Origin of the sequence: Rhizobium sp. BK316 (assembly GCF_014193695.1) — a bacterium.
In the GTDB taxonomy this organism is placed as follows: domain Bacteria; phylum Pseudomonadota; class Alphaproteobacteria; order Rhizobiales; family Rhizobiaceae; genus Rhizobium.
In genome coordinates this window covers 1406527-1426797 of sequence record NZ_JACHZR010000001.1, presented here as the reverse complement: position 1 = coordinate 1426797, position 20271 = coordinate 1406527, and the positions used below count along the sequence as shown (strand labels likewise).

The 20271-nt window shown below is 59.8% G+C and carries 16 protein-coding genes and 1 pseudogene; 7 read left to right on the top strand and 10 right to left on the bottom strand.

The window, feature by feature from the left end; all coding sequences use genetic code 11:
- Nucleotides 1-146 precede the first annotated feature (146 nt).
- Together FHT87_RS06360 and FHT87_RS06355 are read right to left on the bottom strand one after the other, a co-directional pair.
- Nucleotides 147-1211 carry an ATP-binding protein gene (locus FHT87_RS06360; RefSeq protein ID WP_183726423.1) on the bottom strand — a complete coding sequence of 355 codons (1065 nt, stop codon included), beginning with the start codon at nt 1209-1211 and terminating at the stop codon, nt 147-149.
- Complete coding sequence (locus FHT87_RS06355) at nt 1208-1897, bottom strand: response regulator (protein WP_183726421.1); 690 nt, start codon at nt 1895-1897, stop codon at nt 1208-1210. Before FHT87_RS06355 ends, FHT87_RS06360 begins: the two co-directional genes overlap by 4 nt.
- Before the next feature lie 121 nt (nt 1898-2018).
- Here FHT87_RS06355 and FHT87_RS06350 point away from each other — a divergent pair.
- Both FHT87_RS06350 and FHT87_RS06345 read left to right on the top strand, forming a co-directional pair.
- Nucleotides 2019-2252 (top strand): annotated as a pseudogene (locus FHT87_RS06350) (efflux RND transporter permease subunit); the annotation flags it as partial.
- A gap of 121 nt (nt 2253-2373) precedes the next feature.
- Complete coding sequence (locus tag FHT87_RS06345; RefSeq protein ID WP_246699592.1) at nt 2374-3822, top strand: efflux transporter outer membrane subunit; 1449 nt, start codon at nt 2374-2376, stop codon at nt 3820-3822.
- Nucleotides 3823-3958: 136 nt separating this feature from the next.
- Here the strand turns inward: FHT87_RS06345 and FHT87_RS06340 are convergent, their stop codons facing one another.
- Nucleotides 3959-4546 (bottom strand): TetR/AcrR family transcriptional regulator, encoded by a 588-nt coding sequence (locus FHT87_RS06340; protein WP_183801059.1) that lies wholly within the window; start codon nt 4544-4546, stop codon nt 3959-3961.
- Nucleotides 4547-4644: 98 nt separating this feature from the next.
- On the opposite strand from FHT87_RS06340, the gene FHT87_RS06335 reads away from it, so the two are divergent.
- From FHT87_RS06335 to FHT87_RS06320, 4 genes are all read left to right on the top strand, one after another.
- Entirely contained in the window at nt 4645-5760 is a 1116-nt protein-coding gene (locus tag FHT87_RS06335; protein WP_183800326.1) for an efflux RND transporter periplasmic adaptor subunit, read from the top strand.
- Entirely contained in the window at nt 5757-8867 is a 3111-nt protein-coding gene (locus FHT87_RS06330) for an efflux RND transporter permease subunit (protein WP_183800323.1), read from the top strand. Before FHT87_RS06335 ends, FHT87_RS06330 begins: the two co-directional genes overlap by 4 nt.
- 25 nt (nt 8868-8892) lie before the next feature.
- Complete coding sequence (locus FHT87_RS06325) at nt 8893-9651, top strand: TetR/AcrR family transcriptional regulator (protein WP_348649353.1); 759 nt, start codon at nt 8893-8895, stop codon at nt 9649-9651.
- Between the two features lie 341 nt (nt 9652-9992).
- Nucleotides 9993-10802: an oxidoreductase gene (locus FHT87_RS06320; RefSeq protein ID WP_183800317.1), complete on the top strand. Its 810-nt coding sequence runs from the start codon at nt 9993-9995 to the stop codon at nt 10800-10802.
- Between the two features lie 135 nt (nt 10803-10937).
- Here FHT87_RS06320 and atzF read toward each other — a convergent pair whose 3' ends face one another.
- The 7 genes from atzF to FHT87_RS06285 form a co-directional block, all read right to left on the bottom strand.
- Entirely contained in the window at nt 10938-12770 is a 1833-nt protein-coding gene (gene atzF, locus FHT87_RS06315) for an allophanate hydrolase (RefSeq protein WP_183800315.1), read from the bottom strand.
- Between the two features lie 4 nt (nt 12771-12774).
- Complete coding sequence (locus FHT87_RS06310; RefSeq protein ID WP_183800312.1) at nt 12775-13416, bottom strand: cysteine hydrolase; 642 nt, start codon at nt 13414-13416, stop codon at nt 12775-12777.
- Nucleotides 13409-14095 (bottom strand): isochorismatase family cysteine hydrolase, encoded by a 687-nt coding sequence (locus tag FHT87_RS06305; protein WP_183800309.1) that lies wholly within the window; start codon nt 14093-14095, stop codon nt 13409-13411. The genes FHT87_RS06310 and FHT87_RS06305 overlap by 8 nt, the downstream gene beginning before the upstream one ends.
- A complete protein-coding gene (locus FHT87_RS06300) occupies nt 14092-15240 on the bottom strand; it encodes an ABC transporter ATP-binding protein (RefSeq protein WP_183800306.1) in 1149 nt (382 codons plus the stop codon). The genes FHT87_RS06305 and FHT87_RS06300 overlap by 4 nt, the downstream gene beginning before the upstream one ends.
- A 10-nt stretch (nt 15241-15250) precedes the next feature.
- Nucleotides 15251-16072 carry a carbohydrate ABC transporter permease gene (locus FHT87_RS06295; protein WP_183800303.1) on the bottom strand — a complete coding sequence of 274 codons (822 nt, stop codon included), beginning with the start codon at nt 16070-16072 and terminating at the stop codon, nt 15251-15253.
- Nucleotides 16073-16076: 4 nt separating this feature from the next.
- On the bottom strand, nt 16077-16976 hold the full coding sequence (locus FHT87_RS06290; RefSeq protein WP_183801055.1) for a sugar ABC transporter permease: 900 nt from the start codon (nt 16974-16976) through the stop codon (nt 16077-16079).
- A 131-nt stretch (nt 16977-17107) separates the two neighbouring features.
- A complete protein-coding gene (locus tag FHT87_RS06285) occupies nt 17108-18343 on the bottom strand; it encodes a sugar ABC transporter substrate-binding protein (RefSeq protein WP_246699591.1) in 1236 nt (411 codons plus the stop codon).
- A gap of 615 nt (nt 18344-18958) precedes the next feature.
- Here FHT87_RS06285 and FHT87_RS06280 point away from each other — a divergent pair.
- Nucleotides 18959-20263 carry an NAD(P)/FAD-dependent oxidoreductase gene (locus tag FHT87_RS06280; RefSeq protein WP_246699567.1) on the top strand — a complete coding sequence of 435 codons (1305 nt, stop codon included), beginning with the start codon at nt 18959-18961 and terminating at the stop codon, nt 20261-20263.
- The last annotated feature ends 8 nt before the right edge of the window (nt 20264-20271 follow it).

The following is a 20271-nucleotide window of genomic DNA, read 5'->3' as shown; positions in this document are numbered from 1 at the left end:
CGATCATATTTCGATCCCGTCATTCTTACTCGGCCGGATATCTGCAGGTTTCCCGCGCAGTTCGTGTTGTCGAGAACCTCGCGATTAGGCGGGCGGAGACTGCACGGACGTGGTGTCGAACATCAGCGAAGAGCGTCCGCAGGGCCTCATGTTGCCCGTGGCAGAGAGATTTCGAACACCGCACCTCCGCGTGAGGAATTGCGGCATGAAGCCTGACCACCATGTGCTTCCGCAATGGCGCGAACTATGGACAGACCGAGACCGGAACCACCGTAAAGGCGGGAGCGGGAATCGTCGGCGCGGGTAAAAGGTTCAAATGCGCGCTTGTCGAAATTGGGCGGCAACCCTGGGCCAGAATCTTCAACCCGGATGACGGCCTCGTTTCCTGAGGCCAGTGTAAAAACTTCAATACGACCAGGTCTGGCATAACGTTGGGCGTTGTTCAGGAGCGCCAGGAGCACCTGCCGGAGCCGAACCGCATCCGCCGGAACGGTCATATCCACAAGAGCAAGCTCCAGCGAAAAACCCGCTTGCTGAAGCGACGGCTCGACGACATCCGCGACCTTCCTTATCTCTGCGGCGAGATCGATGAGCTCGATCTGCAGGTCCAGACGGCCCGCATCAGCAAGGGTGACGACGCGCAGGTCGTTGACCAGCCTTGTGAGCCCTTCGGTCTGAACCATGAGGCCGTCGATCAATTTCTCGTCGACGGGGAACAAACCATCGGCAACGCCCTGCAGCCTGCCCTTGAGTATTGTAAGCGGGGTCCTGAGCTCGTGGGCAATCGCCGCATTCCAGAAGGCGACGTTGTCGGCCATGTCCTGAAGCTTTTGCGCCATGATGTTGAAGTCCGCGACCAGATGGGCGGTCTCGCCAAGCGAATGGTCGCCTGGGGTCGCGCGAGCGGTGAGGTCTCCATCTGCGATGCGGCGAGCGCTCTCGGCAAGCGAGTTGATCGGCACGAGGATGCGCGCAGCGAGTTTGAGGGAGACAAATCCTGCAACGAGGAAGGCCGGCAAGGCAAGGCCGGTGAGAATCAGAAGATCGGTCTCCGTTGGCAGCCAGCTATCCTCGTCCAGCGGATACGGAAAGAGCGAAATCAGAATGGCATAGATAACGTAGACGCCGAAGAACACGACCAAGACGGCAATCATCGTGACAACCGCCATCGACAACAGGATCTGGCGGCTGAGAGCGGAGCGCCGGATCATTGCTCCGCGGCCAGTCTATAGCCGACGCCGCGAACACCGGACAACATTCCGGGAGCACCCGCCAATTCAAGCTTCCTGCGGAGATTGCTGACATGGCTGTCTACCGTCCGGTCGAGCGCATCGCCTCCGGGGAGGCAGGCGTCGACAAGCTCTCCGCGCGCAAAGACCTTCATCGGCGCTCTTGCCATATGGGCGAGAAGTCGGAATTCCGTGAGCGTCAACGGCACGGCTTTGTTTTCTCCGTCTGCCTCGACTCTCGCCTGATAACTATCCAGATCGATCGTCAGCCGGCTTACCCGCAGCACGCCCGCCGCGTTGCCCAGCCCGGCACGGCGAAGGACCGCTTTGGCACGAGCAACCACCTCAATAGGATTAAAGGGCTTTACGATGTAGTCGTCGGCGCCGATGCGGAGACCCTGGAGACGGTCGATATCCTTATCAAGGGCAGTGATCATGATGACCGGAGTATCGCCCCTGCGCCTGATCTCGGCGAGCACTTCCCAGCCGTCAAGGCGTGGCATGGTCACATCGAGGAGCATCAGATCCGGCTTTAGGATGAGGTGCAGGTCAATCGCCGTTTTCCCGTCGGCTGCACGTACCGTGCGAAACCCTTCACGCGTCATGTAGGCGTCAAGGATATCGACGATCTCCGAATCGTCTTCGGCTATAATGGCAAGAGCGTTCATCTAGCAAGGCACCATTGTTTGAAGGCCTGATAGTATTCGATGTCGCAGCGCTACGTCGAGCTATCAACTGCCATCTGCGCCATACCTCCACACGATCTCCACGGTTTGCCAGCGTCGGCAGATGACATCGCTTGCCTTCGCGCTGGGTGTCGTACCGCTGATGATTGCGCATGGCGCGAGTTCCGAAACCCAACATGCGATCGGCACCGGCGTGTTCGGCGGCATGGTTTCCGCGACCGTATTGGCGGTGTTTTTCGTGCCGGTCTTCTATGTCGTCGTCATGCGGCTATTTGGTCGCCGCGACAGGAACTCCGCCAGCACTAGACCACAGCCGGACAATCCTCCGGTCGCCTGATCCAGGCGCATGTGAATCATAAAACAGGAAAGAATCCAAGACGATGACCAGTGCGACACAGGCCACCCCTGTAACGGGTTCCTGGAACAAGGCTCTGCCGGGATCTGCACGGCTCATCGGCATGCTGCCGCTTGTCTTGTCCCTCGGCGCCTGTACGGTTGGGCCTGATTATGTGAAACCTTCGCTTGCGCTCCCGATCAAATATAGCTCGGCGGATCGGACCCAATCGATTGCCAGGCCGCAATTGTCCCGCTGGTGGACCCGCCTCGGCGATCCGACTTTGAATGCCCTCATCGAGGAAGCCATCCTGGGCAACCTCGATGTCGCGGCGGCGAAGGCCCAGGTCAGGGAGGCGCGCGCGACCTACCGCCAGGCAGAGGGCACCCTGTTGCCGGCACTTGGAGGCAACAGTTCCGCGAACCGTCTCAGAACCACGACCGCGGCCGCGAGGGGAGCCGCCCCCGATCGGCAGGATTCAACGCAATATCAGGCTGGATTCGACGCAAGCTGGGAGATCGATCTCTTCGGCAGGAACCAGCGTGGCGTCGAGGCGGCTTTCTATGGCGTGGAGGCAGCCGACGAACAATTACGGCTGGCCATGCTGACGCTCATCGGTGACGTTGCCTCCAACTATGTGTCCGCTCGGGGCTATCAGGCGCGCATCGCGCTCGCACAACGCACGGCGAAGGCACAACGCGATGCGGCGCAATTGATTAAGGTTCGAATGGCCGCAGGCTCCGCAACGGCCATGGACCTTGCCAACGCCACCGGTCAGGCGCGATCGACCGAGGCCGCGATACCAGGCCTGAAGATTTCCTATGCCGAAGCGGTCCACCGGCTCAGCGTCCTCACGGGCCGTGCGCCGGGCGAGCTTACGGAACGGTTGAAGCGCCAGGCACCGATCCCGCGACCGAAGCTGCCGATGCCGGTCGGCATTCCCGCCGATATCCTGCTGTCGCGGCCTGATATACGCTCAGCGGAGCGCCAGTTGGCCCAGGCGACCGCGAGGATAGGCCAGGCAGAAGCCTCAAGATATCCCTCGATCAATTTGACCGGCAACATTGCCACCACCGGGCTGAGCGTCGGAGATCTTGCCAAAAACTCTTCGATCGGCTGGTCGTTCGGGCCGGCGCTCAACGTTCCGCTCTTCAGAGGCGGGCAACTGCAGGCGGCGGTCGAGGTCATCCAAGCTCAACGGGACCAAAATTTCGTGGCGTATCAGGCCGCGGTGTTGAGATCCCTCGAGGAGATCGAGAATGCGCTGGTCGCGCTGGCGCAGGAAAGGGTGCGTTACGGCAAGCTCTCGGCATCAGTCGAGGCATACCGTCAGTCGGCGAGGTTGGCGCGGACCCTGTACGAAGGCGGCTCGGCGGACTTCCTGTCCGTCCTGGACGCGCAACGCTTCCTCTACAGCGCCGAAGATGACCTCGTTCAAAGCCGGATCGCGCTCGCCAACAGCTACGTGGCGCTGAATAAAGCACTCGGCGGCGGCTGGGACGGGGGCGTCGATGCCTCGAAGCGGGAAATTGTCGACAAAGATATGGGACCGCGACTGGCGCGAAAGCCATGAAGAACGACAGTGAGCCGTCTATTCGGCGCTGCAACCAGCTTCTTGAGGCGGCGCGCTGCGACCGGTCGACGCTGAGATTAATGTGGCTCCGAAATGCGGCGTGCGGTGAGGTACGGAGAGAACGCTCGCGTGCATTTCATTCCTCTTCTGTGCAGCTCGTGATGCGTTTGACCGCGTCTGCGGCGGTTTCGAGGACCCGCCGCGACATGTCTTCATCTGTCATGATGCGAGAGATCGTCACGGCACCCACCATGAGGGACAGGACAGCCATGGCTTTGTCATAAGGTTTCGAGCTGTCCGATGCCGGGATCAGTTCGTCGAGAATCTGTAGATGAGCTTCAATGCCATCCTGGAATGGAGTTCGTACGCCTTCGCTTTGGCGCGCAGCATCGGAGCCAAGCGCTGCAAGAGGGCATCCGTCGCCTGTTTCTCCCCGGTGATCGGTCGAAAGGTAAAGGCCGACAACTGCCTCAAGCGGATCGGGACTACCCGCGGCGACCGTCGACCATCTACGCGTCGCGCTCTCCATCGCTCGCCGCGATGCCAATGCCGCCAAGTCATTCTTGGATTCGAACTGTTTGTAGAAGGCGCCCTGGGTGAGCCCGGCACCCTTCATCAAATCCTTGAGGCCGATACCATCGAAGCCGTGCTCTCGAAAGAGCCTGCTGGCCACGTTGATGACCGTCTCTCGGTTCGCTTCAGCTTGGGCGCGACTGACTCTCATAGCAATCTCCATTTAGATTTCAGTTGACATCTATATCACAATTAGAGTTAGATCGCAATCTAATTTAACTGCTGCGCCCGTGAACAAGGGTCAATGACATGAATCACAAAATTCTTCTTACCAGCTTCGGCCTACTCGCTGCCGCGGGCGCTACGGCGTTCATTCTCGTCGCCGAGGCCTCGGGAGGAAAGGCGCAAGCCGCCGACCCCCGCGTTGCGCCGCCACTCGTCAGCTTGGTGGACGCAAAGAGGCCGGATAGCACTGTGCGGACCTTCACGGGCACAATCGCTGCTCGGGTGCAAAGCAACCTGGGATTTCGTGTGCCCGGCAAAATCATGCAGCGTTATGTGGACATCGGCGAGCACGTTAAGGCGGGTCAGCCTTTGATGCGCATCGATGAGACCGATCTGCGGCTGGCGCTTGCCGCAAAACGCAATGCAGTCGCTGCGGCTCAAGCCGTCCTGACCCAGGCGCAAGCGGACGAGAGACGCTACGCCGCTTTGGTGAAAAACGGACTGGCAGCCGCTTCTCCGCAGCGTTACGAACAGGCAAAAGCAGCGTTGGATACCGCAACCGCCCAGCTCGCGGCGGCGCAAGCAGATGCTAGGGTCGCTGAAAACGCAGCGACTTATTCGCTGCTGATCGCCGATACCGATGGCACGGTCGTCGAAACGCTTGGGGAGCCGGGGCAAGTGGTCACGGCTGGACAGACGGTCATCCGGCTCGCCCAAGCCGGGCCTCGTGAGGCGCTGGTCTGGCTTCCGGAATCCGTCCGGCCTCAGATCGGAGACATAGCCGAGGCAAGCATCTACGGAAGCGAAAGCCGGCAAGACAAGGCGCGGCTTCGGCAGATCTCGGATGCCGCCGATCCTCAAACCCGCACTTATGAAGCACGCTGGGTCCTGGATGGCGCCGCAGCCTCGGCCCCGCTCGGCGCGACGGTGACGATCAAAATTTCCAGCGACAACGGCCTGTCGCATGCAGCGGTGCCGGTCGGCGCTGTTTTTGACGACGGCAGCCGAACCGGTGTGTGGGTCTTTGACGAAAAATCGTCGACCGTCCAGTTCCGTTCAGTGCAGGTAGAGAAGATCGGCGAGGAGGTCGCGGTGGTTTCCAGCCTGGAGGCAGGCGAGCCGATCGTCGCTCTCGGAGCGCATCTCCTGCAGGACGGTGCGAGCGTTCGTACGGAACAAGCAGAGGCGGTCAACCAATGAGCTTCAATTTGTCCGCGCTCGCTGTTCGCGAGAGAGCCGTTACCCTGTTCTTCATCATCCTGCTTGCTGCCGCCGGCGTCTATGCCTTTGCCAAGCTCGGGCGGGCGGAGGACCCCTCGTTCACCATCAAGACTCTGACCGTGACAGCCGTGTGGCCGGGCGCTACAGCGCGCGAAATGCAGGATCTTGTCGCCGAACCCCTTGAGAAACGCCTTCAGGAACTCACCTGGTACGACCGCGTAGAGACGACAACGCGGCCGGGATACGCCTTTCTGACCGTTACGCTTAAGGATAGTACGCCGGCCACGGCAGTCGAAGAGGAATTCTATCAGGCCCGAAAGAAGCTTGGAGACGAGGCGCGTAACCTGCCTCAGGGCGTTCTTGGTCCCTTTGTCAACGACGAGTATTCCGATGTCAGCTTCGCACTTTATGCACTGAAGGCCAAGGGCATGCCGATGCGCGACCTTGTGCGTCAGGCAGAAGTGATCCGTCAGGATCTTCTGCATGTGCCCGGTGTCAAGAAGATCAACATCCTCGGAGAACGGCCCGAACAGATCTTTGTCGAATTCTCCTATGCCAAACTGGCCACTCTCGGAATTTCGGCACAGGACATTGCGGCCGCTTTGCAGCGGCAGAATACCGTGACGCCGGCGGGATCGATCGATACGCGCGGCCCGCAGGTCTTCATCCGCTTCGATGGCGCTTATGACAGCATACAGGCGATCGCCGATACGCCGATCGTCGCAGCCGGGCGCATGATGAAGCTCTCAGATTTTGCCGAGGTTCGTCGCGGCTATGAAGATCCGGCCATCTATATCATCCGTCACGATGGCGAACCTGCCATCATGCTCGGCGTGGTAATGCAGCAGGCATGGAATGGTCTGGAGCTCGGGAAGGCGCTGGAAGAAAGATCAGGTGCGATCGCACAGACCTTGCCGCTCGGCATGACGCTCGCCAAGGTCAGCGACCAGGCCGTCAACATCCAGGAGGCCGTCGGCGAGTTCATGCTGAAATTCGCCATGGCGCTTGGCGTCGTGCTGTTCGTAAGCCTCATCAGCCTCGGGTGGCGTGTTGGCATCGTCGTTGCACTGGCCGTGCCCCTCACGCTTGCCGTTGTCTTCCTCATCATGCTGGAGACTGGCAGGTTCTTCGACCGCATCACGCTCGGTGCGCTAATCCTGGCGCTCGGCCTTCTGGTCGACGACGCCATCATCGCTATCGAGGTGATGGTGGTGAAGATGGAAGAAGGGATGGATCGCATCAAGGCGGCCGCCTATGCGTGGAGCCATACCGCTGCCCCCATGCTATCCGGTACGCTGGTAACGATCATCGGGCTGATGCCGGTCGGCTTCGCCCGCTCGACCGCCGGCGAATATGCCGGCAACATCTTCTGGGTGGTGGGCTTTGCCCTCATCGTCTCCTGGATCGTCGCCGTGATCTTCACGCCCTACCTCGGCGTCAAGATGCTGCCTGCGATCAAGCCGGTTGAAGGTGGCCATCACGCCATCTACGACACCTCGAACTATCGCCGCCTTCGGGGGGTGATCGAGTTTGCGGTGCGGCACAAGTTCGTCACATGTGCGGTGGTCGGCATCGCCATGGGTATCTCCGTCGTTGGCATGGGAGCGGTCAAGCAGCAGTTTTTCCCGACGTCGGATCGTCCGGAAGTATTGGTTGAAGTCCGTATGCCTGAGGGTACCAGTATCGAGACGACGACAGCCACGGTCGAGAAGCTCGAAGGGTGGCTGCAAAAGCAGCCGGAGACAAAGACCGTCACCAGCTATGTCGGCCAGGGCGCTCCCCGTTTCTTCTTCGCCATGGCGCCGGAATTGCCGGACCCATCCTTCGCCAAGATCGTCGTGCTGACTTCCGACGCCGAGACCCGCGAGGCCTTGAAGCACCGTCTCCGGACGGCTGTCTCGGAGGGGCTTGCACCTGAAGCCTATGTCCGTGTAACGCAGCTCGTATTCGGTCCCTACACACCATTCCCGGTCGAGTTCCGCGTCATGGGTCCGGATCCCAAGAAATTGTATGCGATCTCCGAGAAGGCCCTCGACATCATGAAAGGCGTGCCGGATGTCCGTCAGGCCAATCGCGACTGGGGCAACCGCACGCCGGTGCTGCGCTTCGTTCCTGACCAGAATCGGCTGAGCCTGATCGGCCTTTCGCCGGCGGAGGCAGCCCAGCAGATGCAATTGCTGTTGAGCGGTATTCCGATCACTCAGGTTCGCGAGAACATCCGGAACGTGCCCGTCATCGCGCGCAGTGCCGGCGAAAACAGGCTTGATCCGTCAAGACTGGCAGACTTCTCGCTGATGAGCCGGGACGGCCGACAGGTTCCACTCGATCAGATCGGTCATTCTGAAATCCGGTTTGAAGAGCCGATCCTGAAAAGGCGCGACCGAACGCCTGTCATTACGGTCCGCTCGGACATTAACGAGGCGACACAGCCGCCCGAAGTCTCGCAGCAGGTTCTGAAGGCACTCCAGCCGCTGATCGCCTCGCTTCCGGTCGGATATCGTATCGAGATGGGCGGAAACATCGAAGAATCTTTGAAGGCCAATGTTGCCCTTGTTCAGATCTTCCCGGCGATGATTGCCGCAATGCTGATCGTCATCGTCCTGCAGGTCCGCAGCCTGTCAACGATGACCATGGTGATGCTGACGGGACCGCTTGGTCTTGCTGGTGTTGTTCCCGTCTTGCTTATCTTCCATCAACCGTTCGGCTTCAATGCCATTCTCGGACTGATCGGGCTCGCGGGAATCCTGATGCGCAACACCTTGATCCTGACTGAACAGATCAAGGAGAACCAGGCAGCCGGTCTCGACGACTATCATGCCGTCATCGAGGCGACAGTGCAGCGGACACGTCCGGTCATGTTGACAGCACTCGCGGCCGTCCTTGCCTTCATCCCTCTCACCCACTCGGTATTCTGGGGATCAATGGCCTACACGCTGATCGGCGGCACGGCGGTCGGGACCGTAATGATCCTGCTCTTCCTCCCCGCTCTCTATGCCACCTGGTTCCGCATCAAGCCGACTGAAAGAGAAACACATCATACAGAGCAAAATGCTCCAGAACTGCAACGCGCTATGGCTGCGGAGTAACATCATGTTTCGGATATGTACTGACGTGACCGCCCCTGACGCGAAGGAGAAAACCAGCGGCTCAGTATCGATGGTCCGGGGTGTTTATTGGGCTTCCGATCGACAGGAGTCGGAATCTCATGAACGAGGGTTTTATTCCTCAGCTTCGGACGAAGCAATTTTAGGGCAAGGACGTGATCGCATCCTGGATATTGCGGAAAAACACATTCGCCGTATCGGCCATCGCAAGACCACGGTTGCTGACATTGCGTCCGACCTGGGCACAAGTCGAGCGAGCGTATACCGGTTCTTTCCCACAAGGGCGGCGATCAACAGTTCCGTCTGTGGGCGTATCATCAACGAGGTTGCTGAAATTGTTTTTGCCGTCGCACGGATGGACGCGCCAGCAAGCAAAAGGCTTGTTGACCTTTTGAACGTGCTCCACCGGCACAGCAGGAGGAGGCTGGTGGAGGAGAGGCCCATTCACGATTTGCTCGTCGCTGCCATGAACGAAAGATGGGCAACCATCAATGTGCATAACGAGCAAATCCAGACGATCCTGACAGCACTGATCCGCGAGGGTTTGCAAGCAGGCGAGTTCCATGCGGAAGATGCCGACGATGCCACACGGGGAGTGATCACCGCGTTCCTGCCGTTCTTCCATCCGATTTTGGTTGAGCAGCGTGTTCAGGAAGGAGAGGACATGGCTGCAGCCGCCCGCGCTCAAATCCGCTTTATCATGCGCGCGCTCGACAAATCAGACGGGCGCTCCGCCAATGTCGATCCGACGTCGAACGGTGCATAATTTTCGTCCCGGTCATCTTGTCCTCTCCAATCCCAACCTATTGCACGGAACTTGCAGCAAGCGACTTGAAAGAGGCACTGCGAGCCGCGGATCGATCCCGCGCAGGCAGCAAACGCGACTCCCTGATCAAGGAATTCATGGCAGTGGGTCGGACGCTCCTTATCAAAACTCAATAAAACGAAGTCCGTTTCATTTTATATGTTGATTGACATCCAAAATCAGGTTAGATGTTGATCGAAATCTAAAATGATTGTTTGCGAAATGAAGACTTCCCATTCGGGATTGGTCCTCCGGCCGAAACCCCTCGCAATCAACTATTTGCGCAATCCTCAGGAGCATGCATGTCCAATAAAAAAGTCGTCGTCGTCACAGGCGCATCATCCGGAATAGGCGAGGCAGCGGCGCGCCTTCTTGCACAAAATGGCTTCCAGGTGTTTGGAGGCGCACGCAACCTGCACCGTGCTCCTTCCATTCCCGGCGTCCGCTTCGGAACCGTCGACGTCACCGACGACACATCGGTTGCGAACTTTGTGGAATGGGTTTTGTCGGAAGCAGGTAAAATTGATGTGCTGATCAATAATGCTGGCGTTTCGCTGGTCGGTCCTGTCGAGAACACTTCGACCGCGGAGGCTCAAAAGGTATTCGACACCAACGTGTTCGGCCCTTTGCGCATGATCCGCGCCGCTCTGCCCTCCATGCGTGCCGCTCGGAGCGGGCTCATCATTAATGTCAGCTCGGTTTTGGGCTTCCTGCCTGCGCCGTTCATGGGGCTATATGCCAGCAGCAAGCACGCGCTTGAGGGGCTGTCGGAGTCCCTGGATCACGAGATCCGTGAGTTTAACGTCAGGGTCGTGTTGCTCGAACCCACCTTCACCAACACGAAGCTCGACGTAAACGCGGCACATACTGAGGCGCCCTTGGGCGTCTACGAAACGCAGGCCAATGCGACCGTCGAAGCGGTTCAGGCGCAGATCAAATCGGCGCCGTCGGCGCAGACGGTAGCCGAGAAAATCCTGGCGACGATCAACGGTCCGTACCGCATGCGTCAACCCGCGGGCGGTCAAGCGAAGCTTCTCAGCCGGTTGCGCAGATTCATGCCCGCAAACGCCGTCGATAAAAGTCTGCGGAAAACATTCGGCTTCGGCAAGTGAAGTTCGTCCCAAGTTTTGCCGTAGAGCGCACCGATCATCCAGCAATGAGTGCAAATTGAATATACAAGGGGAGGAGTGCTCGCCGTCGATTTTCCATAGGCTTGCGACTGTTTGCGACCACGCTTACATTTTGGATCAGACGGCCATACTTTCCACGTATCGGCGCCAGCCACCATAAGCAGTAATATCGGGCTGCTCCTTGACCGCGACCGCCTCGCACAGAAAACCGGTGACCACAGAGCCGTCCTCCAGCGAGAGCTTTCCCACACCAAGTGGCGCTGGAATCCGATCGATGAAATCTCCAAAGTCTGCTACGGGCAAAGCCCAGACCTCGACATCGATCGGGGCGCCGCTCGAGACGTCCCGGACCAGGCCGGGCTTGGGAGGCATGGCGCCGCTCAACGCGAAGAGACGGTAATCGCCGCTGGTTCGGGCGGCTCTGCGAAACAGGCCTGATCGCTGCGTGAGCTCGTGATTGAGCGGCATTCCGGAAAGGTGTGCACCGACGACGGCAATTTCACGATAGCCGTCGGGCAGAGACGCGTCAGCCGGTACCGGATAGGGATTGTCGAATTTGCCGAGCTTGAGCCCGGTCGCCCTGTGGAACGCAGCTGCGATACCGGCTGCTCGCGCCTCGTTAAAACCAGGGGCGAGGAAGGTTACGCCAAGCGGCAGGCCATCCTTGCGAAAGCCGTTGGGAACGGCGATGCCGCACAACCCCATCAGGTTCACGAAATTGGTGTAGATACCGAGATTGCTGTTGAGTTGAATGGGATTGGCGGCGATCTCTTCCTTGGTGTAGATCGTCGGCGTCGTCGGAACCAGGAGCACGGCGATGTCGTCCCACAGGGCGCGCGTATCGCGCTTCAGTTCGGCGATCCTGTGAATGGCCGCAAAGGTGTCGCCAGCCGTAAAGCTTGCGGATTTCGACAGGATCTGACGTGTGACCGGATGGATCGCCTCGCCATGCTGCTCAAGCACGCTGTCGAGGCTCAACGCTCTTTCTGAGATCCATGGCCCCTCGTAGAGTATACGCTGGGTTTCCTCAAACGGAGCAAAGTCCACTTCGACCTTTTCTCCTCCCATCGCGGCCAATCGCGCCATCGCCTCGCCGAAGAGCCTTCCAGCCTCGGTATCGCCGAAGAAGCGAAGTGCTTTGCCAGCCGGCACGCCGAAGCGGAAACGCGGCGGCGCGGGCGCGGGTATCAGCGGAACGGCGTCCGCTTCCGGCCGGGAGAACGGGTATGAGGGGTCGTACCCGGCGATCAGCCTGAGGACGCTCATGCCGTCCTCGACGGTCAGCGAGAAGATTGCGAGCGTTTCGATCGTCTTGACGCAGCCTCCGCCGGACACGCATGCATTGCTGACGAGGCCGGGCGTCGGCTTGATGCCGACGATGTTGTTGAAACCGGCCGGCACGCGACCAGAGCCGGCGGCATCGTTTGCGATGGAAAAGGACGAAAGCCCTGCCGCGACCGAGACGCCCGACCCGGAACTCGATCCCCCCGAGATGAAGCGATCATCGAAGACCGACGAGCAGGCACCATAGGGCGTGCGCATGCCGACAAGGCCGATGCCGAACTGATCCATGTTGGTCTTGCCGATGAGAATGGCGCCGGCATCGAAGATCCTATCCAGTGCTTGACCGCTGGACGTCGCGATATAGGCACCTTCCTTCAGGGCATTCGTGGTGGGGAGGCCGACAATGTCGTTGCAGTCCTTCACGGAAAACGGAATGCCCCAGAGCGGCCGGCCGTCATAGCCCTCTGCCTCGAGCGCGTCTGCCGCCGCAAGAGCGGTCTCGCGCGACACGAGATAGGTCCAGACGTGATCCTCGCCGCGCGCCGCGATACGATCGTAGATCGCGTTCACCACGCGCGTCGGCGTCAGCATACCGGCCGCATAGGCGGACGAGAGCGTCGAAAGGTCGAGGCTTCCCGTCGTGTCGGACCATTTTAGTTCGGACATGGCTTTACTCCTGATGACTTCCGAGAGCCGTCTCGATGGCGGCGGCTGAGGCAATCGCGCCGAAAAGGCCGTTGCCGAAAGTGGTTATGCGCAGCTGTGCGTCATGGCGCCCTGGAGAGGTTCCCTTGCAGGCGTCGAAGACCGTCAGGCATTCGAAACCCATGTCGTTTGCCGCACGCTGTGTTGCGTGAACCAGCCCGTCGGTCGGCAGGCCGGTCACGAGAAGGTTGCGAATTCCGTGCCGCCGGAGACTGTCCTCAAGGCCGGTTCCGAAGAAAGCGTTGTCGCCGGCATGATCGACGATGATGGCGGCGGGCGGAAGCGACATGCTGTCATCGAACTGCCAGTCTGGGCTGCCTTTTGTGGGAACCTCATCGCCAAGGACCGCACGTCGCCGTGCGAGAGCGCCGCCTTCGGGATCCTGTCCGCGCCTGGAGGCGATGATGGCAAGACCGCGACGGCCGGCCGCCTCGATCAAGCGCATGGCGGTATCGCGCTCCGCTTCGGCGGCGAGGCCGCGGACGATGCCGTTCTGGAAGCCGAGGAGCAGAAGGGCCGTATCACTGGGTGACCATTCGCCGTCGAAGGGCCACGCATAGGGATTGGCGTCAATCCGCGCGAAATGGTCCGTCGAGTTCTCAATCATCGGCCGTCTCCAGCATGGCGGCAAAAGCGGTCCGATCGGCAACGCCACCCCAGCGCCCGCCAAAGGCCCGAAGGATTTCCAGCGTCGCCTCATGGTTTCGGGTCTCGACTGCAGCAGTACAATCTTCCAGAAGGACGCATTCGATGCCGTGCTCGAAGCCGTCGCGGATGGTGGATTGTACGCAGCAATCCGACGTCACGCCGGTGACGACGAGCCGCGAAATGCCGCGGCTTTCGAGCTGCTCGGCAAGATTGGTCCGATGAAACGAGGACTTGCCGGGCTTGTCGATGACGATCTCCCCGTCGATCGGTGTCAATTCCGGAATGATCTGCCAACCCGGCTCACCACGAACGAGTATCCGGCCGGTTTTTCCCATGTCGCCGATCCCCAGTCCGTGACGACGCGTTCGCCATTGCTTGTTGGTGTGGAGATCGGAAAGGTCCGGACGATGTCCCTCGCGAGTGTGAATGACGGTCAGGCCGGCCGCACGGGCGAGGGAGAGCGTCTCAGTTATAGGTCCGATCACTGCACGGGTGTTTGATACATCTTCGCCAAGCTGGTCGACCCAGCCGCCGGCTGCGCAGAAATCGATCTGCATGTCGATGATGATCAAGGCGATACCGGTTTTGGAAACCTTGCCGCCCAATGGCCAGAAGGTCGCGGTCGGTTCGTTGCTCACAGGCGAGCTCCGGTTTCCGGATCGAACAGCAGGATCAGCGACGGATCCACGGAGAATGTCACGCGCTCGTCGCGCCGCACACGATGGCTGCTGTCGACGAGCGCTTTCAGCCTCGGCGCCGATTTCATCATGTCACGTTCATCGTCCATGACGACCGCACCGCTCGCAGCCGTTCCCTTGTCCTCCATGTGGACGAGCAGATCGGCTCCGAGGTCCTCGACGAAGGAGGCTCTCGCCGAGATCGTGCCGGGCATACCGGCATTGTCAGATAGTTTCAGATGTTCGGGCCGGATGCCGATCGCGACCCGTTGATCGATGCGGCGGGCCGCGCGCTCTCCCTGTTGTGCAAGCGGCAACAGGAATTCGCCGATTGCAACGGCCGGGCCGTTGTCATGCGCGACGAGCCTGCCTTCCAGAAAGTTGATTGGCGGGGAACCGATGAAGCCGGCGACGAACATGTTGACCGGACGGTCGTAAAGCGCCCGTGGCGTATCAAGTTGCTGCAGTGTTCCCTTGCTCATGACCGCGACCCGGTGGCCCATCGTCATGGCTTCCACCTGGTCGTGGGTCACATAGACCGTGGTGACGGCCGTCATGCGCTGCAGCCGCGAGATTTCGGCGCGCATCTGACCGCGCAGGCGTGCATCGAGATTGGAAAGGGGTTCATCCATCAGGAAGGCGTTCGGTGAGCGCACCAGAGCGCGACCCATGGCCACCCGCTGCCGCTGGCCGCCCGAAAGACGGCTCGGCTTGCGATCCAGAAATTCCGTCAGTTCCAGCAGCGCGGCGGTTTCGCGCACCTTGTCGGCGATGACTTCAGGCTTGGCGCCGCGCACCTTCAGTCCGAAGGCGATATTGTCCGCAACGGTAAGATGCGGATAAAGCGCGTAGGACTGAAAGACCATGGCTATATCGCGGTCGCGAGGCGACAGATCGTTTGCCACCGTGTCGTTGATCTTCAACTTGCCGGAGGAGATATCCTCCAGGCCGGCGATCATTCGAAGAGCGGTGGTCTTGCCGCAGCCGGACGGGCCGACCAGTACCATGAACTCACCGTCGGCGATCTTGAGATTGAAATCGTTCAGCGCCGCGGCCTTGCCGCCGGCATAGGTCTTTGAGACGTTGGTAAACGAGATTTCGGCCATGCTGTCTGCCCTACTGTACGCCGTTGGTCGCGCCCTGAACGAAATAGCGGTTCATGAAAAGCGCCATCAGGACAATCGGTATGGTGGAAAAGTGCGCAAGAGCTCCGAGCGTGCCCCAGGTGATGTCCTTGGTTCCATAAGCCGTCAGCAGCGCGACTGAGATCGGCTTTGAATCCAGGGTCGTCAGAAACATCGGGTGAAGGAAGTCGTTCCAGGAGAACATCATGCAAAAGAGTGCGCAGGCGATGATGCCCGAGCGCACCGACGGCAGGGCCACGCGCAGGAAGGCACCGATCAGCGTGCAGCCATCGGTCAGCGCCGCCTCTTCCATGTCCGGCGGCAGCGACTTGAAGTAGGAAAACATCATCCAGGTCACGAAGGCGCAGTTCAGCATGGTATTGAATACGATGACCGCCCACCAGCTGCCGAGCAGCCCGATGTCGCGCATCAGCAGATAAAAGGGGATCAGTGCGGCGATCGCCGGGATCATCCGGATCGCCAGGAAGAAATAGGCAAAGCCAGTGGCAAAGCGTGCCTTGGAGCGCGCCAGAGCGTAGCCGGAGGGAACGCCGAGCAGAAGCGAAAGAAGCGTCGTGCCAAGGCTGATCACCAGCGATGAGCGGACGAGCGAAACGACGTCGAACAGCGCAAGGGCCTGGCGAAACTGGTCGAGCGTCGGTTCGAAGGTGAGGCGCGGCGGCACGGTGAATATCTGGTTCGACGGCTTGTAGGCGGTCGCGATCAGCCAGCAGACCGGAAGCAGGAACAGGAGGGTTGCGACGAGGACGACGGTCCGCTCGGCAAGGATGCGACGCCTGGAAACACGTGACATCGGCCTATCTCCCGTTGATCCTGACATCGGCGCGTCGGACCACCAGAAGCAGAAGGGTCGCCATCAGCGCGATGAACAGCAGCGTGACGTTACCGACGGCCGAGGCATAGCCGACATTGAAGAATTGCAGACCCTCCTTGACGCCCAGCATCATCAGCGTGTTGGTGGCATCGTTCGGCCCGCCGCCCGTCGTGACGAAAACGGAATCGAAGACCCGGAAGGCATCCATCGTCCTCAGTGTGAGTGCCAGGAAGATCGATGGCAGCATCAAGGGCAGGATCAATAGGCGGAAGCGCTGCCATGCCGTTGCGCCGTCGACTGTCCCGGCCTCAAGCAGGTCCGCCGGCAGTGCCTTGAGCCCGGCAAGCAGGATCAGCGTCATCAAAGGGGTCCACTCCCAGCAGTCGATCACTATGAGGACCCAGAGCGCGGTTGAGGCGTCGGTGAGAAGGCCCGTGCGGGGTCCGATGCCCGCCTCCGACAGGAAATAGCCGATCATGCCGTAGTCGGCGCCAAGCAGCGCCTTGAAGATCAGTCCGACCACGAGTGGTGTGATCGTCGATGGCACCAGGAGGAAGGCCAGAACCGCGCGATTGAAACGGCTGTCTCGCCACAGAAGGAGCGCCAGGCAGAAGCCGAAGATGAGCTGGAGACCGACGCTGAAAATCGTGAACTGGAAGGTGTTGAGGATTGCCGTGCGCGTCGCCTCATCGGTGAAAATGTCGACATAGTTCTGCAGGCCGACGAACCTCGTCCGGGCCGGCCGGAGAAGATTGTAGCGATAGAAGCTGTACCAGATCCCTTGCGAAAGCGGCCAAAGGCCGATTGCAGCGACGTAGACGACTGCCGGAGCGGCCATCAAAAACAGGAAGAGCCTGCGGCGATCGGAGAAGCGATGGGGCATCGGCAAAACAGCGTTCATTCGTGTCAGGCCCGGCTCCGGCCCTCAGGCTGCATCCTTGACCGCGCCGGTTTGATGATCGGCGCGGTCGCGAAGCGGAATGCGCCTGCCAAGCATGCGGGCAGGCGCGGCGATCAGAACAGTTTTTCTGCTGCTTCCTGCGCCTTGTCGAGCGCTTCCTTCGGGGTGGCGGCGCCGGCGAGTACGGAATTGACGGCTGTGCCGAGCATATCCTGAATTTCCGGATATTCCGGAATGCGCGGACGGAATTCGCCGTTGCCGTGTTCGTAGGTTTGCGCGATCACCGGCAGGAAGTCGTATTTGGCAAGAAGGTCGGGATCGGTCATCTGGCTCTTGCGCATGAAGCCGCCGGCACCGAGCATATTGAACTCCTTGTGGATTTTCTTGCTCGTCACCCACTTGATGAAGGTCCATGCAGCTTCCTGTTTCGACGTATCGATATCGGCATTGATCGCAAGCCCCCAGCCGCCGACGCCATATTGCGGCGTCATGCCCGCGGCAACCGGCGCCACGGCAATGCCGGCCTTGCCGACGATGTTCGATACTTTCGGATCGGAATAGGCAGCAGCACCCACAGACCAGGTCTGCATGAAGGCAGACATTCCTTGGCGGAAACTTTCCTCGCGCCCACCCCAGTCATATTCGATGGCGCCGGGAGGTGCGGCCTCGGTGAAGAGTTCCTTGTAGACCGTGAGGCTCTTGATATTTGTTTCAGAGTTGAGGGCGGGCTTGCCATCCTTGTCGAGGATAGAGCCGCCAAGCTGGTTGTTATATTGCATCCAGTCCTGGGCGACTGCCGGCCCCTTCTGGCCGTTGGCGACGAAGCCGTATTGTTTCTTTGAAGGGTCGGTCAGCTTCTTGGCATCCGCGACGAGTTCTTCGATGCTCGCCGGCGGCTTCAGCCCGGCAGCTTCCAAAAGGTCCTTGCGATAGGCGAGCACGTTGGCGTAGGCCGCAAACGGAAAAGCCACGTAGTGATCGTCATATTGGCCGAGCGATTTCAGCGCCACCGGATAGATGTCGTCGAGATCGAGTTCGGCAGCATCGCGCTTGACCCAATCGGTCAGGTCTACGGAATACTTGTTCTCGGCATAGGCGCCTGCCCAGACGATGTCCATGGTCACCAGATCGTAACCCTTGGTGTCGCCGACGAAATCCGCAGTCGTCTTGGTCAGCAATGTGCCGTAGTCCATGATCTCGACCTTGAGATCGGCACCGGTCTCCTCCTTGAAGGCGGGCGCCAACTCGGTCAGGACCTTGGAAAAACCGTCGTTCATCGACGCGATCGTCAGGGTTACGCCGTCGAGCGACTTTGCTTGCGTGTAGGCGGTGGTCGCCATCAGCGCCATGCCGACGGCCGCCAGGCGGTATGCCGTTTTGGGCATGGAGAATGAAGAGGCTCTCGTCATGACAATCAACCTTTCCGGTGCGGTGAATTATGAAGCGACGTTAGCGCGCCCCAATTCCAAGTCAAACAAAAAATCACATATATAACAAAATAGAATTCGATGCCGACTACTGTGGTTAAAGCAGTCGCACCCTGCCTAAATGATGAACTTTGATCTGCTTGTTTTTTCACCTGACGGCCGGTCTCTCATTATATAGCTGTTTTATCGCATGGATTTCGGCCCGCGCGGTGAGACGAGTGATGCGGAGGTCCACCGGGCTCCGGCAGGCTGTTTGCCGAAATGCCGATCCGAAAACGAACACGGTATGATAGAAAAAATCGAAAAGAAACATGATCAAACACTTTACAACGTGATCATGTTCGCTACGCTTCCGGAAAATTCTGGGGGTCAGTCTCGATGCAGGAACCATTGTCGGCGCAGGATATGTCCAGCCCGGATGTTGCGAAGGCAGCACGATCGCGGTTGCTCCGGCTCGAAAGACAGGTTCGACGCGATCTTGGGATGGTCGAAGCGGCGCCACGAGCCTGGGTTCCGAGGCACGATGAGGCTGATGTCTTGCACGACGTCGTTATCGTCGGTGCAGGCCTGTCGGGTCTTACGATCGCCTTCGGCCTGAAGCGACAAGGAGTGGAACGTGTCAGCCTGATCGATGCAGCGCCTGCGGGGCAGGAGGGGCCGTGGGTGACGACGGCGCGCATGCGGACCTTGCGATCCCCGAAGACGTTGAGCGGTCCGGATCTTGGCGTGCCGAGCCTGACCTATCGGGCATGGCACGAAGCGCTTCACGGTCGCAAGAGCTTCGACAGGCTCGACAGGATCGATCGCATTGCCTGGATGAACTATCTGAGTTGGTTTCGAAGTGTGCTAGGGTTGAACATCGAAAACGACAGCCGGCTGCTTTCAATCGAGGAGGAGCGGGATCATCTCCGGCTCCGCGTTCTGCAGGGCGGTCGGGAACGCACAATGTCCTGTCGGAAGGTGGTGCTGGCGACGGGCCTGGAGGGGGCCGGTGGGCTTCATGTACCCGCCCTGATCCGCGACGGATTGCCGAGGGAACGTTGGACGCATAGCGGCGAACCCATCTTAGCACAGAGCCTTACCGGCAAGCGGATCGGGGTGATTGGTGCGGCTGCCTCCAGCTTCGACTGGGCGGTGACCGCACTGGAGGCGGGTGCCGACAGTGTAACAGTCCTCGCGCGTGCGCCGTCCCTGCCCAAGACCGAACTGCTGGACTGGTCGAATTTTCCGGGCTTTCTCAATCACTTCTCCGATCTCGATGATGAGAGCCGTTATCGATTCACCCGTCGCATGTTCGCCTTCAGGACACCGCCGACGGTGGAAATGTACGAGCGCGCCATGGCATTCCCTCAATGCCGCCTGGTGTCTGGGGCAGCGATAGAAGCGGTTGGGATCGCGAGCGGCGAGATTGCCATCAAGACGAGCGTCGGCGACTTTACCTTCGATCACCTTCTGCTTGGAACAGGTTACCGGATTGACCTTGCGCATCGACCGGAACTAGCCGGGTTTTCCGGCTTGATCGCGACCTGGGCCGACCGCTTCGTGCCGCCAACGGGCGAAGTCGACCTCGACCTTCTCGCCTATCCCTATCTGGGTCCGGCGTTCGAACTGGTCGAAAAGGTTCCCGGAACGGCATCCATGCTTGCCAATATTCATATCTTCAACAATGCCGCGGTACCAAGTCTTGGTCCGGTTTGTAACGGCATCACCGGGTTGAAGGCGGGTGTGCCAAAACTTGTCGCCGGCATTTGCCGGGGACTGTTCATGGGCAATATCGATTATTTTTTCCAATCACTGGACGGCTACGACAAGGTGCATTTCCAGCCCAATATCGGTCCATGAGTGCGACG